The sequence below is a fragment of the Citrobacter sp. S46_ASV_140 genome (assembly GCF_018919545.1).
Lineage (GTDB): Bacteria > Pseudomonadota > Gammaproteobacteria > Enterobacterales > Enterobacteriaceae > Citrobacter > Citrobacter braakii.
Map to the genome: position 1 here is coordinate 21,019 of NZ_JAHLRC010000013.1, position 16,145 is coordinate 37,163.

18 protein-coding genes are annotated in these 16,145 nt (G+C 54.3%); 14 read left to right on the forward strand and 4 right to left on the reverse strand.

The features are described from left to right. Positions 1 to 38 precede the first annotated feature (38 nt). Positions 39 to 1,247, reverse strand: a complete 1,209-nt coding sequence (gene mdtH, locus KQJ19_RS06070) for a multidrug efflux MFS transporter MdtH (protein WP_016156184.1) — start codon at positions 1,245 to 1,247, stop codon at positions 39 to 41. A 259-nt stretch (positions 1,248 to 1,506) separates the two neighbouring features. On the opposite strand from mdtH, the gene rimJ reads away from it, so the two are divergent. The 4 genes from rimJ to murJ all read left to right on the forward strand — a co-directional run bounded on the left by rimJ (position 1,507) and on the right by murJ (position 5,457). Beyond that, positions 1,507 to 2,091 carry a ribosomal protein S5-alanine N-acetyltransferase gene (rimJ, locus tag KQJ19_RS06075; protein ID WP_006685101.1) on the forward strand — a complete coding sequence of 195 codons (585 nt, stop codon included), beginning with the start codon at positions 1,507 to 1,509 and terminating at the stop codon, positions 2,089 to 2,091. Positions 2,092 to 2,125: 34 nt separating this feature from the next. Beyond that, positions 2,126 to 2,773, forward strand: a complete 648-nt coding sequence (locus KQJ19_RS06080; RefSeq protein ID WP_047501063.1) for a YceH family protein — start codon at positions 2,126 to 2,128, stop codon at positions 2,771 to 2,773. A 1-nt stretch (position 2,774) separates the two neighbouring features. Further along, positions 2,775 to 3,698 carry a Gfo/Idh/MocA family oxidoreductase gene (locus KQJ19_RS06085; RefSeq protein ID WP_216403428.1) on the forward strand — a complete coding sequence of 308 codons (924 nt, stop codon included), beginning with the start codon at positions 2,775 to 2,777 and terminating at the stop codon, positions 3,696 to 3,698. Positions 3,699 to 3,921: 223 nt separating this feature from the next. Continuing rightward, entirely contained in the window at positions 3,922 to 5,457 is a 1,536-nt protein-coding gene (gene murJ, locus KQJ19_RS06090) for a murein biosynthesis integral membrane protein MurJ (RefSeq protein WP_016152622.1), read from the forward strand. Between the two features lie 84 nt (positions 5,458 to 5,541). Here the strand turns inward: murJ and flgN are convergent, their stop codons facing one another. The 3 genes from flgN to flgA form a co-directional block, all read right to left on the reverse strand. Next, entirely contained in the window at positions 5,542 to 5,964 is a 423-nt protein-coding gene (gene flgN / locus KQJ19_RS06095) for a flagella biosynthesis chaperone FlgN (protein WP_016152623.1), read from the reverse strand. A gap of 3 nt (positions 5,965 to 5,967) precedes the next feature. After that, positions 5,968 to 6,261 (reverse strand): flagellar biosynthesis anti-sigma factor FlgM, encoded by a 294-nt coding sequence (gene flgM, locus KQJ19_RS06100; protein ID WP_016152624.1) that lies wholly within the window; start codon positions 6,259 to 6,261, stop codon positions 5,968 to 5,970. Between the two features lie 93 nt (positions 6,262 to 6,354). After that, entirely contained in the window at positions 6,355 to 7,014 is a 660-nt protein-coding gene (gene flgA, locus KQJ19_RS06105; RefSeq protein WP_016156187.1) for a flagellar basal body P-ring formation chaperone FlgA, read from the reverse strand. A 157-nt stretch (positions 7,015 to 7,171) separates the two neighbouring features. Between flgA and flgB the strand changes: the two genes are divergently transcribed. The 10 genes from flgB (at position 7,172) to flgK (ending at position 16,137) form a co-directional block, all read left to right on the forward strand. Further along, a complete protein-coding gene (gene flgB, locus KQJ19_RS06110) occupies positions 7,172 to 7,588 on the forward strand; it encodes a flagellar basal body rod protein FlgB (RefSeq protein WP_016152626.1) in 417 nt (138 codons plus the stop codon). A gap of 3 nt (positions 7,589 to 7,591) precedes the next feature. Further along, on the forward strand, positions 7,592 to 7,996 hold the full coding sequence (gene flgC / locus KQJ19_RS06115; RefSeq protein WP_006685091.1) for a flagellar basal body rod protein FlgC: 405 nt from the start codon (positions 7,592 to 7,594) through the stop codon (positions 7,994 to 7,996). Between the two features lie 12 nt (positions 7,997 to 8,008). After that, positions 8,009 to 8,707 (forward strand): flagellar hook assembly protein FlgD, encoded by a 699-nt coding sequence (gene flgD, locus KQJ19_RS06120; protein WP_016152627.1) that lies wholly within the window; start codon positions 8,009 to 8,011, stop codon positions 8,705 to 8,707. A gap of 26 nt (positions 8,708 to 8,733) precedes the next feature. Continuing rightward, positions 8,734 to 10,026, forward strand: coding sequence for a flagellar hook protein FlgE (gene flgE / locus KQJ19_RS06125; RefSeq protein ID WP_046274760.1), 1,293 nt, complete (start codon positions 8,734 to 8,736; stop codon positions 10,024 to 10,026). 20 nt (positions 10,027 to 10,046) lie between these two features. Next, the gene (locus KQJ19_RS06130; RefSeq protein ID WP_016156188.1) at positions 10,047 to 10,802 is read left to right on the forward strand and encodes a flagellar basal body rod protein FlgF; all 756 of its coding nucleotides are present in this window, start codon (positions 10,047 to 10,049) and stop codon (positions 10,800 to 10,802) included. A 13-nt stretch (positions 10,803 to 10,815) separates the two neighbouring features. Beyond that, the gene (gene flgG, locus KQJ19_RS06135) at positions 10,816 to 11,598 is read left to right on the forward strand and encodes a flagellar basal-body rod protein FlgG (RefSeq protein WP_003036202.1); all 783 of its coding nucleotides are present in this window, start codon (positions 10,816 to 10,818) and stop codon (positions 11,596 to 11,598) included. Positions 11,599 to 11,655: 57 nt separating this feature from the next. Beyond that, positions 11,656 to 12,354 carry a flagellar basal body L-ring protein FlgH gene (gene flgH / locus KQJ19_RS06140; protein ID WP_016152630.1) on the forward strand — a complete coding sequence of 233 codons (699 nt, stop codon included), beginning with the start codon at positions 11,656 to 11,658 and terminating at the stop codon, positions 12,352 to 12,354. A gap of 33 nt (positions 12,355 to 12,387) precedes the next feature. After that, a complete protein-coding gene (locus tag KQJ19_RS06145) occupies positions 12,388 to 13,464 on the forward strand; it encodes a flagellar basal body P-ring protein FlgI (protein ID WP_019076467.1) in 1,077 nt (358 codons plus the stop codon). After that, positions 13,464 to 14,414 carry a flagellar assembly peptidoglycan hydrolase FlgJ gene (flgJ, locus tag KQJ19_RS06150; RefSeq protein ID WP_200079580.1) on the forward strand — a complete coding sequence of 317 codons (951 nt, stop codon included), beginning with the start codon at positions 13,464 to 13,466 and terminating at the stop codon, positions 14,412 to 14,414. The genes KQJ19_RS06145 and flgJ overlap by 1 nt, the downstream gene beginning before the upstream one ends. A 64-nt stretch (positions 14,415 to 14,478) precedes the next feature. Then, entirely contained in the window at positions 14,479 to 16,137 is a 1,659-nt protein-coding gene (flgK, locus tag KQJ19_RS06155) for a flagellar hook-associated protein FlgK (protein ID WP_046274758.1), read from the forward strand. Positions 16,138 to 16,145: the final 8 nt, after the last annotated feature.

Here is a 16,145-nt window from a genome sequence, read left to right on the forward strand (position 1 = left end):
AGAAAAAACTGAAAAATGCGCGTACACCAGATTGGCTATCAGGCGTCAGGCTCCAGCATACCACGCGTTGGGCGTTTGAGACTGAATTGCCAGCCCAGCGCCAGGAAAGTGATGAAGCCGATAATGCCGAGCATCATCCAGGGCAGCTCCGGTTGTGCCAGGGCTTTACCCATGTCAAACAGCCAGCCGCCGCCGATATAACCAATGGCGCCGCCGATGGCGAGTCCCAGTCGACTGAAACCCATATAGCTTCCCCGGGCACGTGCATTCGCCAGCGAGGCGCTCAGGGTCTCACGCGCCGGTTCGGCGATGATTGAGCCAATATAGAACGTGCAAATCAGGGTGAACAACTGCTGCAAATTCCCGACCAGGCCGATGGGCATCATGCTTAAAGACATCACCAGCAGACCGGCCATCAGGCGATGCTCAAGGCGAAAGCGTTTTTCACTCCAGCGGGCAATCGGGTAGAGCAACGTTAAAGAGAGGCACGCCTCGATGGCATACATCCATTTCACAGCGGCCGGTGAGCCAGCGATGTCGTTTACCATTATTGGCAGCATCAGCATCACTTGCACCGCCAGCATGTAATAGCCCGCCAGCGTCAGCACATAAGTGACAAAGCGCTTGTCATGCATCACATGGCTCATTCCTTCGCGCACCGGAATTTTCACCGTCGACAGTTTCCATGCCGGAAGCAGCCAGGCGTTAAACGCCGCGCACAGAACGAACAAAATTGCGCCGGTGGCACACACCAGACGGAAATCGTATTGCAATAACCAACTGCCGAGCAACGCGCCAACCACTGCCCCGGCGCTATCCTGCATCATCAGAATAGAGAAAAAACGCCCGCGCTTTTCCGGACGGATCAGTTTGACCACCAGCGCCGAGCGGGGAGGGTCGAACAACGTGCCGCCCAGCCCGGAAAGAAAGCAGGAAAACCACAGCAGCCACGGTTCATGGGCAATGCCCATGGTGGCGAATCCGGCAGCGCGCATCAGCATGCCGGTGACGATCATCGGTTTTGCCCCGAAACGGTCAGCAATAGCACCGCCGAAGATACCTAAACCTTGCTGGATAAATTGACGTAATCCAAGCGCGATACCGACCATCACGGCAGCCCAGCCCATTTGATCGACAAAACGAATTGAGATCAGCGGGAAAACGACGAAGAAACCCAGCACGACCAGCATGTTATCGATAAGAAGGAAGTATTTACCCAGGTTCCTTGCCTGCGAGACTTGCGACATTTCCCCTCCAGGGAAAAACTCGTCACTCTGCATAGAGTTTAAAAGATAAGCACCTCCTATTCTGCGGTGTCGTCATCGCTTTTCCCACCCTTCGCGGGACAATATTTTTTTATCAAAAGTCCGTCTTGATAGAGAGTTTTCATCAAAATGTGTGAATAATTCAAAAAATGGCATTTTGCTCTTTTCACAGGGCGTATTTGCGCAGGTATAGTAATGCGAATAGCGTATTGAAGACGTTACGGGAAGGAGTAGGTATAGAATGTTTGGCTATCGCAGTAACGTGCCAAAAGTGCGCTTAACCACGGACCGCCTGGTCGTTCGTTTAGTGCATGAGCGTGATGCCTGGCGTCTGGCAGATTATTACGCAGAAAATCGTCATTTCTTAAAACCCTGGGAACCTATTCGCGATGAAAGTCACTGTTATCCGTCAGGCTGGCAGGCGCGTCTGAGCATGATCTCTGAGTTTCATAAACAGGGCACCGCTTATTACTTTGCGCTGCTCGATCCGGAAGAAAAAGAGATTATTGGCGTCGCGAACTTCTCGAACGTCGTGCGGGGATCTTTCCACGCCTGTTATCTCGGTTACTCCATTGCGCAGAAGTGGCAGGGGCAGGGGCTGATGTATGAAGCCTTAACCTCGGCCATCCGCTATATGCAGCGCACGCAGCATATTCACCGCATTATGGCTAACTACATGCCACATAATAAACGCAGCGGTGACCTGCTGGCGCGACTGGGTTTTGAAAAAGAAGGGTATGCCAAAGACTACCTGCTGATTGACGGGCAGTGGCGCGATCACGTGCTGACGGCGTTGACCACATCAGAATGGACCCCCGGCCGCTAAGTTTCAGATGCAGCCATGATTAATGGAGAAGACGATGAAATACGAATTAACCGCCACCGAAGCACGGGTGATTGGCTGTTTATTAGAAAAACAAGTGACTACGCCTGAACAGTATCCGCTCTCCGTTAACGGAGTCGTAACCGCCTGCAATCAAAAAACGAATCGTGAACCCGTGATGAACCTGTCGGAATCCGACGTGCAGGATCAGCTTGATAACCTGGTGAAACGGCATTTCCTGCGCACGGTGAGTGGCTTTGGTAATCGCGTCACGAAATATGAGCAGCGTTTCTGCAACTCTGAGTTTGGCAATCTTAAGCTCAGCGCGGGGGAAGTCGCGCTCATTACCACGCTGTTGCTGCGCGGCGCTCAAACACCAGGTGAGCTACGTAGCCGCGCCTCCCGGATGTACGAATTCAGCGATATGGCCGAAGTAGAGTCGACACTGGAGAAACTGGCAACCCGGGAAGATGGTCCTTATGTCGTTCGCCTGGCGCGTGAGCCGGGCAAACGTGAAAGCCGTTATATGCACCTGTTTTGCGGTGACGTTGATGAAGCGATGACAACGGCAGATGAACTTCCGGCAGCTTCGGGCGATCTACAGGCGCGCGTTGAAGCGCTGGAAACAGACGTCGCGGAGCTTAAGCAGCGGCTTGATTCCTTGCTGGCGCACCTGGGAGACTAATGTGAATAAATTACGTATCGGCGTTGTCGGGCTCGGCGGGATTGCGCAAAAGGCCTGGCTGCCCGTGCTGGGTGCTAGTGCAGACTGGACACTGGAAGGGGCATTTTCACCTTCGCGGGAAAAAGCGCAGCGTATCTGTCATACCTGGCGGATACCTTACGTTGATTCACCGGTTAATCTGGCGCAAACCTGCGATGCGGTTTTCGTCCATTCCAGTACCGCAACGCACTATGCGGTGGTCAGCGAACTGCTGAATGCCGGGGTTCACGTGTGCGTGGATAAACCGCTGGCGGAAAACCTGCGCGAGGCTGAACAATTGGTGGAGCTGGCCGAGAGGAAAAAGCTGACGCTGATGGTGGGGTTTAACCGTCGATTTGCGCCGCTGTATCAGGATCTCAAATCCCAGTTGGGCAATGCGGCGTCCGTACGCATGGATAAGCACCGGACGGACAGCGTCGGGCCGCACGATCTGCGCTTCACTCTACTGGACGACTATCTGCACGTTGTCGATACCGCATTGTGGCTGGCGGGAGAGAAAGCGCAGTTAAATAACGGTACGCTGTTAACCAATGAATCCGGCGCGATGCTCTATGCGGAGCACCATTTTTGTGCCGGGCAAATGCAGATAACGACCAGTATGCATCGCCGCGCCGGTAGCCAGCGCGAGAGCGTGCAGGCGGTGACGGATGGTGGCCTGATTGACGTCACGGATATGCGGGAATGGCGGGAAGAGCGCGGGCAAGGAGTGGTGCACAAGCCGGTAGCAGGCTGGCAAACTACCCTGGAACAGCGTGGTTTTGCCGGATGCGCACGTCATTTCATTGAGTGCGTGCAAAATCAGACGGTTCCCCAGACGGCAGGTGAGCAGGCGCTCCTGGCCCAGCGCGTTGTCGAAAAGCTGTGGCGGGAGGCAATGGCTGAATAACCCCCTGTAACATCTGGCGGTAGTAATTCATTGTAATCCAGGTACTATATGCCAACTCAAAAATAACACCTCTTTTTAACCATAGGCTGGTTTGTCGGCCTGATAAGACGCTACGGCGTCGCCATCAGGCACAGCAAAAGTGCCGGATGGCGGCGATCATGCCTTATCCGACCTACGGGCAGGTTTGTCGGGGTTTTGCCTCAGAGTCTGGAATACAACATAGATGAATTTATTAAAGTCGCTGGCAGCCGTCAGCTCGATGACGATGTTTTCACGTGTGCTGGGTTTTGCGCGTGATGCGATTGTCGCCAGAATCTTTGGCGCAGGGATGGCGACTGATGCCTTTTTTGTGGCATTCAAACTTCCTAACCTGCTGCGCCGAATCTTTGCTGAGGGCGCTTTTTCGCAGGCGTTTGTGCCTATTCTTGCCGAATATAAAAGTAAGCAGGGTGAGGATGCGACCCGCGTCTTTGTCTCTTACGTTTCCGGGCTGTTGACCCTGGCGCTGGCCGTGGTGACGGTCGCCGGGATGCTGGCTGCCCCGTGGGTGATTTTAGTCACCGCGCCTGGGTTTGCCGACACCGCGGACAAATTTGCGCTGACCACTCAACTGCTACGGATCACCTTTCCGTATATTCTGCTGATCTCGCTGGCTTCGCTGGTGGGTGCGATCCTGAATACCTGGAATCGCTTTTCCATTCCGGCGTTTGCGCCGACCTTTCTGAATATCAGCATGATCGGTTTCGCGCTGTTTGCTGCGCCTTATTTTCACCCTCCGGTGCTGGCGCTGGCGTGGGCCGTTACCGTTGGCGGCGTGCTACAGCTGATTTATCAGCTTCCACACCTGAAGAAAATTGGCATGCTGGTGCTGCCGCGCGTGAACTTCCGTGATGCGGGGGCGATGCGCGTCGTCAAGCAAATGGGCCCGGCGATCCTTGGGGTATCTGTCAGCCAGATTTCACTGATCATCAATACGATTTTCGCTTCGTTTCTGGCCTCTGGCTCAGTGTCATGGATGTATTATGCTGACCGTCTGATGGAGTTTCCGTCTGGCGTACTTGGCGTCGCGTTGGGGACTATCCTGCTGCCCTCGCTGTCCAAAAGTTTTTCCAGCGGTAATCATGATGAGTATTGCCGTCTGATGGACTGGGGCCTGCGTTTGTGTTTTCTGTTGGCATTACCGAGCGCCGTGGCGTTGGGGATTCTGGCCAAACCGCTGACGGTTTCTCTGTTCCAGTACGGTAAATTTACCGCCTTTGATGCAGCGATGACGCAGCGCGCGCTGGTGGCATACTCGGTAGGTTTGATTGGCTTGATCGTGGTGAAAGTGTTGGCCCCTGGTTTTTATTCGCGCCAGGATATTAAAACGCCAGTCAAGATTGCCATTGTCACGCTGATTATGACCCAGGTAATGAACCTGGCGTTTATTGGGCCGCTGAAACATGCCGGGCTGTCGCTGTCGATTGGTCTGGCGGCGTGTCTGAACGCTTCACTGCTGTACTGGCAACTGCGTAAACAGAAAATTTTTACCCCACAACCGGGTTGGGCCTGGTTCCTGGCGCGACTGGTGATTTCTGTGCTGGTGATGTCGGCGGCGCTGGTTGGGATGCTCTACATCATGCCGGACTGGTCGCAGGGAACGATGTTATGGCGTCTGCTGCGTCTGATGGCCGTTGTGGTGGCAGGTATTGCTGCTTACTTCGCTGCGCTCGCGGTGCTGGGCTTTAAAGTGAAAGAGTTTGTGCGCCGGACGGCGTAACAGATTAATGCCGGATGGCGGCATGACGCCGTATCCGGCCTACAAACGCGTAGGCCTGATAAGCAAAACGTTATCAGGCTAGCATCAGATAGAGAATTTTTTCCCGCCGCGGTGCGCAGCAGAGGTTTGACCGTTTGCGCCATACAGCGCCGGTTCCTGGTGCGGTTTCAGCACTTGAATCGCTTGTTGATTGCGCTCGATCTGCCCTTCCAGCAGCCAACCGTTGTGCTGGTTGAGTTCGCGTAGGTCCTGTGTTTTCCGGGTAATGGTCTGCCAACGCTCGGCAATTTCATCATTGGCGCTGCGCGTGGCGTCATGCTCCAGACGGCGCTGCTGCTCCAGATAATCAAGGGTTGCCAGCAAAGAGCTTTTTTCTTCTGTAATACGCTGTAGCTGGCTGCCGTTAATATATCCTGCGGAAAGCTGCTGCTGTTCAGCATCCATTACCGTTTTCAGGTCATTGAGGACGGTCGTCATCTGGTCAAGTATTTCTGACAAACGAGTCATACTTTATTTACTCTGTAAGTAGCTCTGCGCCTCGCGGATCAGCGAGTCGGCAATTTTTCCGGTGTCCATTTTCAGCTCGCCATTACGGATTGCGGTTTTGAGTGCTTCCACGCGTTCCATATTGATGTCATTGGTGCCGGGCTGCATCAGTTTGGCCTGGGCGTCGCTCAGCATGACGCTGGTGCTGGTGGTGGCGGTGGTTTTTTCCTTCCGCGTTTTTTGTACCGGCGCATCGCTGGTTTCACGTGGCTGAACGGTACTTACTGGCTTCAATGGTGAGGTACGATCAATGCTCATTTTGTTTATCCTCATCGAGGGGTTACGCTATAGCGGCCCGCTGTAATCATTGGTTGTTTATCTATCGGCACACGCTAAAAAATCTTTAACCTATTATAGGTTAATAAGAATATTCCCATCAGAATCGACGACACCGCTCACCACCTGGCCTGAAATCATCCGTACTCGGGCATTCTGGGCGACGGCGGCATTGTTCAGCGCTTTACCTTCGGCATTCACCCGAAAGCCATCTCCGTTGGCGATAACCAGGACGCGCTGACCGGCCTTGATTCGCCATGCCTGGCGCAACATGGAAAGCTGTATCGGCTGACCAGGCACCAGATCGCGCAGGCTTACGGCATCCTGCACCTGATTCATATCCAGCACGGCGCGCGGAGGGAGTTGGTCCAGTCGACCTCGTTTTAGCGTTACGCTGGCCGAAGTCAGGGCACTACCCCGAGCTACGGGCGCGGCGGCAACAACGTAGTTTCCTGTGGCCTGCACGTTCACCTGCAGATAACGTTTCTCGTTGGCGCAGCGCGCCAGCACGTTCACATTACCCCACAATTTTGCACTCCCGGACACGCTTAATGCTGGTTGTTCGCAGCTCGGCAATAAGTTTGGCGACGTTCGGATAGTAACGACGACCTCATCGCTAAATCCGGCCAGACGCTGGGAAAACCATGCCGTCAACTGTGAATTCAGGTCTTGCGCCAGCGTCATAGGACTGAACAGCAGTGCTGCCACGACGACTCCACGTTTAAACGTTTGCATCAAAACCTCGCGCTTTTTCAGGTAGTGACAGGATTCTACCTGTGTGACGCAGTCATCAACGCAACAAATAGCGACGCATTTTGCGTTTATTCCGGCGATAACGCGCGCGTAATGGGATTTAAGCTGTCGGCTGAATTTTGTCATTTGCGGAGGAGATATGCTCGATAAGCTCGACGCCGCCTTACGTTTTCAACAGGAAGCGCTGAATTTGCGCGCCCAACGCCAGGAAGTATTGGCGGCCAACATAGCCAATGCCGACACGCCGGGGTATCAGGCGCGCGACCTGGATTTCGCCAGTGAATTAAAAAAAGTCATGGTGCGAGGACGGGAAGAAACCGGCGGTGTCTCGTTGACGCTGACCTCTGCACAACACATTCCGGCCCAGACCGTTTCCGCTCCTTCTACGGAACTGCTCTACCGCATTCCTGATCAGCCGTCTCTCGATGGCAACACGGTAGATATGGACCGGGAGCGCACGCAATTTGCAGACAACAGCCTCAAGTATCAAATGGGGCTGACCGCGTTGGGTGGACAAATCAAAGGCATGATGAACGTGCTGCAAGGAGGGAACTAATTCGTGGCGCTGTTAAATATTTTTGATATCGCAGGCTCTGCGCTGACGGCTCAGTCTAAGCGCCTGAACGTGGCAGCCAGCAACATGGCGAATGCGGATAGCGTCACCGGACCTGACGGTCAGCCGTATCGCGCGAAGCAGGTTGTTTTTCAGGTTGATGCCGCGCCAGGTGCGGCAACCGGTGGCGTAAAAGTCGCTGACGTCATTGAAAGCCAGGCGCCGGATAAGCTGGTTTATGAACCCGGTAATCCGCTGGCCGATGCGAACGGTTACGTAAAAATGCCGAATGTGGACGTCGTCGGCGAAATGGTCAACACCATGTCAGCCTCGCGTAGCTACCAGGCAAACGTTGAAGTGCTCAATACGGTGAAAAGCTTGATGCTCAAAACGCTGACGCTAGGCCAGTAAAAGGAGGCGCACATGTCTATTGCTGTAAAAATGAATGACCCGAGCACGACGGGTGTGAATGACGCAACGGGGAAGAGTTCGCTGACGGGCAGCAACGCCGCGGACCTGCAAAGCAGCTTCCTTACGCTGCTGGTTGCACAGCTGAAAAACCAGGATCCAACCAACCCGCTGCAAAACAACGAACTGACCACCCAGTTGGCGCAAATCAGTACCGTGAGCGGAATTGAGAAACTGAACACCACGCTGGGATCGATCTCCGGGCAGATCGACAACAGTCAGTCGCTGCAGGCCAGTACGTTGATTGGCCACGGTGTCATGATCCCAGGCACCACCATCCTGACCGGTAAAGGTACGGAAGAGGGCGCAAAAACCACCACCACGCCGTTTGGCGTTGAACTGCAGCAACCGGCAGATAAGGTTACCGCAACCATTACCGATAAAGACGGCAAGGTGGTACGCACCATTGATATTGGTGGGTTGAAAGCGGGCGTTCATACCTTTACCTGGGACGGCACCATGACCGATGGCACGGATGCGCCAAGCGGTTCTTACAACGTGTCAATTGCTGCCAGTAATGGCGGAACACAACTGGTGGCTCAGCCGCTTCAGTTTGCGCTGGTGCAGGGCGTTATTCGCAGTAACGGCGGTAATACGCTGGATCTGGGCACCTATGGAACCACCACCCTCGACGAAGTACGGCAGATCATTTAAGCCTTCACACTTATCAGGAGTAAGTCATGGCCTTTTCACAAGCGGTCAGCGGTCTGAACGCTGCAGCGACCAACCTCGATGTCATTGGTAACAACATCGCCAACTCCGCCACCTACGGTTTTAAATCCGGTACGGCCTCTTTTGCCGATATGTTCGCCGGTTCTAAAGTAGGTCTGGGCGTTAAAGTTGCGGGCATTACCCAGGACTTTACCGACGGTACCACGACCAACACCGGTCGCGGGCTGGATGTCGCTATCAGCCAGAACGGTTTTTTCCGCATGGTAGACAGCAACGGTTCCGTTTTCTACAGCCGTAACGGTCAGTTCAAGCTCGATGAAAACCGCAATATCGTCAACATGCAGGGGCTACAGCTGACGGGCTATCCGGCTACCGGTACACCGCCAACGATACAGCAAGGTGCTAACCCGGCGCCGATCACTATCCCGAATACGCTGATGGCGGCTAAAACCACCACGACTGCGTCAATGCAGATCAACCTGAACTCCACTGACAAGGTGCCAACGAAGACCCCGTTTAATCCAAGCGATGCGGATTCCTACAACAAAAAAGGCTCAGTTACCGTTTTCGATAGCCAGGGTAACGCCCACGACATGAATATTTTTTATGTCAAAACAGGCCCGAACAAATGGGATGTCTACACCCAGGACTCCAGCGTTGCGGGTTCAGTTGCCAACAAGAATGCGGTGATGAACTTTAGTGCTAACGGTACGCTGACCTCAGTGAACAATTATGTTCCAGGGACGGTGCCAGTAGATCCAGCAGATCCGACTGGACCAAAAATCCCCGTTGAAGGCCCAGCTAATGCCCAACCGCAAATTCAGATAACGACCGGTACGATCAATGGCGCAGTTCCGGCGAACTTCTCTCTGAGCTTCCTGAACTCCATGCAGCAGAACACTGGCGCCAACAACATCGTTGCCACGAATCAGAATGGCTACAAGCCGGGCGACCTGGTGAGCTACCAGATTAACAATGACGGTACTGTGGTCGGTAACTACTCCAACGAACAGCAACAGGTTCTGGGGCAGATCGTGCTGGCAAACTTTGCCAACAACGAAGGTCTGGCTTCTCAGGGTGACAACGTCTGGGCAGCTACTCAGTCTTCCGGCGTGGCGCTGCTGGGTACCGCAGGCGAGGGTAACTTCGGCAAGCTGACCAACGGCGCGCTGGAAGCATCAAACGTGGATTTGAGTAAAGAACTGGTGAATATGATCGTCGCCCAGCGTAACTATCAGTCGAACGCGCAGACCATCAAAACCCAGGACCAGATCCTCAACACGCTGGTCAACCTGCGCTAAGCGCCTGACGGGATGGCTTAATGGATCACGCAATTTATACCGCCATGGGCGCGGCCAGTCAGACGCTGAATCAACAAGCGGTGACGGCCAGCAACCTGGCAAACGCCTCAACGCCGGGTTTTCGTGCGCAACTCAATGCGCTGCGCGCGGTTCCCGTTGAAGGATTGTCTTTACCGACGCGTACGCTGGTGGTGGCCTCCACGCCGGGGGCCGATATGACACCGGGTCAGATGGACTATACCTCACGTCCGCTGGACGTGGCGCTGCAACAGGATGGCTGGTTGGCCGTGCAGACCGCGGACGGTAGCGAAGGATATACCCGAAATGGCGCCATTCAGGTAAGCCCTACGGGGGAGCTGACCATTCAGGGACACCCGGTGATTGGCGAAGCCGGACCAATAGCCGTACCGGAAGGTTCTGAAGTCACTATTGCGGCAGACGGCACGATCTCGGCGCTCAACCCTGGCGATCCGGCTAACACCGTTGCGCCAGTTGGGCGACTGAAACTGGTGAAGGCCACGGGGAGTGAAGTGCAACGTGGCGATGACGGTATGTTCCGTCTGACCCAGGCCGCGCAGGCTACCCGTGGCGCTACGTTACAGGCCGACCCCAGCATTCGCGTTATGTCGGGTGTGCTGGAAGGCAGTAACGTTAAGCCGGTAGCCGCGATGAGTGACATGATCGCCAACGCCCGTCGTTTCGAAATGCAAATGAAGATTATCAGTAGCGTGGATGATAACGCGGGTCGCGCCAACCAACTGCTGTCGATGAGTTAATACAGGACATTTTATGATCAGTTCATTATGGATCGCCAAAACCGGCCTGGATGCACAGCAAACCAACATGGATGTGATTGCCAACAACCTGGCAAACGTCAGCACCAACGGATTTAAGCGTCAACGTGCCGTGTTTGAAGATCTGTTGTACCAGACGATTCGCCAGCCTGGCGCACAGTCTTCTGAACAAACCACACTGCCGTCTGGTTTGCAGATTGGTACCGGTGTGCGCCCGGTCGCGACCGAGCGTTTACACAGCCAGGGGAACCTGTCGCAGACCAACAACAGTAAAGATGTGGCGATTAAAGGGCAGGGATTTTTCCAGGTCATGCTGCCTGATGGCACATCCGCCTACACCCGTGACGGTTCTTTCCAGGTGGATCAGAACGGCCAACTGGTGACTGCGGGTGGTTTTCAGGTTCAGCCGGCTATCACCATCCCGGCTAACTCGCTCAGTATCACCATTGGACGCGACGGTATCGTCAGCGTAACCCAGCAGGGCCAGGCAGCACCGGTTCAGGTTGGGCAGCTTAACCTGACTACTTTTATGAACGATACCGGTCTGGAAAGCATTGGTGAGAATCTGTACACCGAAACGCAGTCATCCGGTGCGCCGAATGAGAGCACTCCGGGGCTGAACGGCGCGGGTCTGCTGTACCAGGGTTATGTTGAAACCTCTAACGTCAACGTGGCGGAAGAGCTGGTAAACATGATCCAGGTTCAGCGCGCTTACGAAATCAACAGTAAAGCGGTATCGACCACCGATCAGATGCTGCAAAAACTGACGCAACTCTAAAGTGTGGCCCGGTGGGGTGAAAGCCTCACCGGCACACTGATTTTGAAGATGACCGCAATGCGAAAATACGCGCTTCACCCATACCCAATTTTAGCCCTGTTGGTGGTTTCATTGACAGGATGCGCCTGGATCCCGGCCACGCCCCTCGTGCAGGGCGCAACGTCTGCCCAGCCTGTTCCTGGCCCGACGCCGGTGGCGAATGGATCAATCTTCCAGTCGGCCCAACCGATTAACTACGGTTATCAGCCGTTATTCGAAGACCGCCGTCCGCGCAATATTGGCGATACGTTGACCATCGTATTGCAGGAAAACGTCAGCGCGAGCAAAAGTTCTTCGGCTAATGCCAGCCGCGACGGCAAGACAAACTTTGGCTTTGATACCGTACCGCGTTATTTGCAAGGACTGTTTGGCAACGAGCGTGCTGACGTAGAAGCTTCAGGCGGTAACACCTTTAACGGTAAAGGCGGCGCGAACGCCAGCAATACCTTCAGCGGTACCCTGACCGTAACGGTCGATCAGGTACTGGTGAATGGCAACTTACATGTTGTGGGTGAAAAACAGATCGCCATTAATCAGGGCACTGAATTCATTCGCTTCTCCGGGGTCGTTAACCCGCGCACCATCAGTGGCAGCAACTCCGTACCGTCAACTCAGGTTGCGGACGCACGTATTGAGTATGTCGGCAACGGCTACATCAATGAAGCGCAGAATATGGGCTGGTTGCAGCGTTTCTTCCTTAACTTGTCGCCGATGTAAGCGAGGTAGCCAGTGTTTAAATCTTTAGTTGGAATGGTACTGGTGCTGATAACCACCTTTGCGCATGCCGACCGTATTCGTGACCTGACCAGCGTTCAGGGCGTGCGGGAAAACTCGTTGATCGGTTATGGGCTGGTGGTCGGTTTGGATGGCACGGGTGACCAGACCACCCAGACGCCGTTTACTACGCAAACGCTCAACAACATGCTTTCGCAGTTGGGAATTACCGTGCCAACCGGCACCAATATGCAACTGAAAAACGTGGCGGCGGTGATGGTGACCGCGCAATTCCCGGCCTTTGGTCGTCAGGGGCAAACCATTGACGTGGTGGTCTCTTCCATGGGGAACGCCAAAAGCCTGCGCGGCGGTACGCTGCTGATGACCCCGCTGAAAGGGGTCGATAGCCAGGTATATGCGCTGGCGCAGGGGAATATTCTGGTAGGCGGTGCAGGCGCGGCTGCGGGTGGCAGCAGCGTGCAGGTAAACCAGCTCAATGGCGGACGTATTACCAACGGCGCGACCATCGAACGTGAATTACCCAGCCAGTTCGGCGGCGGTAACACCATTAATCTGCAGCTCAATAATGAAGATTTCACTATGGCGCAGCAGATAACCGACACCATTAACCGTTCGCGCGGCTTTGGTAGCGCCACTGCGCTGGACGCCCGGACGATTCAGGTACGCGTGCCAAGCGGCAACAGCTCGCAGGTGCGTTTCCTTGCTGACATCCAGAATATGGAGGTGAACGTCACGCCGCAGGATGCGAAAGTGATTATCAACTCGCGCACCGGATCCGTTGTCATGAACCGTGAAGTCACGCTGGATAGCTGTGCCGTCGCGCAAGGCAACTTGTCGATAACGGTAAACCGCCAGGCGAACGTCAGCCAGCCGGATACACCGTTTGGGGGTGGACAGACTGTGGTGACGCCTCAAACCCAGATCGATCTGCGCCAGAGCGGCGGTTCGCTGCAAAGCGTGCGTTCCAGCGCCAACCTGAACAATGTTGTGCGTGCGCTTAATGCGCTAGGGGCAACGCCGATGGATCTGATGTCCATTCTGCAATCGATGCAGAGCGCGGGATGCTTACGCGCCAAACTGGAAATCATCTAATGATTGGTGACAGCAAACTGCTGACCAGTGCCGCCTGGGATGCGCAATCACTGAACGAACTGAAAGTGAAAGCGGGTCAGGACCCGGCGGCGAATATCCGCCCGGTTGCCCGTCAGGTTGAAGGGATGTTCGTACAAATGATGCTGAAAAGCATGCGTGAAGCGCTGCCGAAAGATGGCGTTTTTAGCAGTGATTCGACACGTTTGTATACCAGCATGTATGACCAACAAATTGCGCAGCAGATGACCGCAGGTAAAGGTCTGGGACTGGCTGAAATGATGGTTAAGCAGATGACTGAAGGGCAGGCGCAACCCGCAGACGATGCGCCGCAGGTGCCAATGAAGTTCTCTCTGGAAACGGTGACCAGCTATCAAAACCAGGCGCTGACGCAACTGGTCCGTAAAGCTATTCCCCGCGCGACGGAAAGCAATGATGAGCCGCTGTCAGGTGACAGCAAAGACTTCCTCGCCCAGCTATCGCTGCCGGCTAAGCTGGCAAGTCAGCAAAGCGGGGTTCCGCATCATCTGATTCTGGCGCAGGCGGCGCTGGAGTCCGGATGGGGCCAGCGACAAATCCGCCGTGAGAACGGTGAACCGAGCTTTAACATTTTTGGCGTGAAGGCTTCGGGAAGCTGGAAAGGCCCAACCACCGAAATCACCACCACCGAATATGAAAACGGCGAGGCGAAAAAGGTGAAAGCCCGATTCCGCGTCTATAGCTCTTACCTTGAGGCACTGTCGGATTATGTCGGTCTGATATCGCGTAACCCGCGCTATGCGGCGGTAACCGCCGCTGCTACCGCCGAGCAGGGGGCACAGGCTTTGCAGAATGCCGGTTACGCGACTGACCCTAACTATGCGCGTAAATTAACCAGCATGATCCAGCAGTTGAAATCGATGAGCGAAAAAGTGAGCAAAACCTACAGTACGAATATCGATAATCTCTTTTAAATAGCTCAAGTCTACCAACCTGCTGCCGATAATAACGAGTATTGAAGGATTACAAGGAACCTCCATGTCCAGCTTGATTAATAACGCGATGAGTGGACTCGCCGCAGCGCAGGCCGCGTTGAATTCTGCCAGTAATAACATCTCCAGCTATAACGTTGCCGGATACACCCGTCAAACGACAATTATGGCGCAAGCGAACAGCACGCTGGGTGCGGGGGGCTGGGTTGGCAATGGCGTCTATGTTTCTGGCGTACAGCGCGAGTATGACTCCTTTATCACGAATCAGTTACGTGCCGCGCAGAACCAAAGCAGCGGCCTGACAACGCGCTATGAACAAATGTCGAAAATCGACAATCTGCTCTCTAGCAAAACCAGTTCCATTTCGACCTCAATGCAGGACTTTTTTACCAGCCTGCAAACCCTTGTCAGTAACGCGGAAGACCCGGCGGCGCGCCAGGCGCTGATCGGTAAAGCTGATGGTTTAGTCAACCAGTTCAGAACAACCGACCAGTATCTGCGCGATCAAGACAAGCAGGTTAATACTGCGATCAAGGCCAGCGTTGACCAGATCAACAACTATTCAAAACAGATTGCCAGCCTCAACGATCAGATTTCCCGTCTGACCGGCGTCGGCGCGGGCGCATCGCCTAACGATTTACTCGACCAGCGCGACCAACTGGTCAGTGAACTGAACCAGATTGTCGGTGTTGAAGTCAGCGTTCAGGACGGCGGGACTTACAACATAACCATGGCGAACGGCTATTCACTGGTGCAGGGCAGCAATGCACGCCAGCTGGCGGCTGTGCCCTCCAGTGACGATCCCAATCGTACCACAGTGGCCTACGTCGACGGGGTTGCCGGCGAGGTTGAAATTCCCGAAAAACTGTTGAATACCGGTTCACTGGGTGGGCTGTTGACTTTCCGTTCTCAAGAGCTTGACCAGACGCGTAACACACTGGGCCAACTGGCGTTGGCGTTTGCCGATGCGTTTAACACCCAGCATAAAGAGGGTTTTGACGCGAACGGCGATCAGGGTAAGGATTTCTTTGCTATCGGTAGCCCGGCAGTATTCAACAACGCTAAAAATACAGGAACAGGATCGTTAAGCGCGAAGATTACCGACAGCTCTGCTGTACAGGCGACCGATTATAAAATCGTTTATGACGGGACGGACTGGCAGGTTACTCGCCTGGCGGATAATACCAGCTTCAAAGCTACCGTTACCGGTGGGAAGATGTCCTTTGACGGGATGGAAATCACCGTAAATGCTGGCGCAAAAGCAAATGACAGCTTCACAGTGAAACCTGTCAGTAACGCCGTTGTTGATATGAAAGTCATGGTGACCGATGAGTCGAAAATCGCCATGGCCCAGGTCTCAAAAAATGATCCGGACCCGGATATTGATAAGGGAAAAAGCGATAACCGTAACGGTCAGAAACTGCTGGATCTGCAGACCAAAGCTACCGTGGGTAATAAGACCTTCAACGATGCATATGCCACGCTGGTAAGCGATGTCGGGAACAAAACCGCGACGCTGAAAACCAGCGCCATTACCCAAAACAACGTGGTAACGCAGCTTTATAAGCAGCAGCAGTCTATTTCCGGCGTCAACCTCGACGAAGAATACGGTAACTTACAACGCTATCAACAGTATTACCTGGCTAACGCGCAAGTGCTGCAAACCGCAAATGCGCTGTTTGATGCACTGATTAATATTCGCTAAGGGAGAGG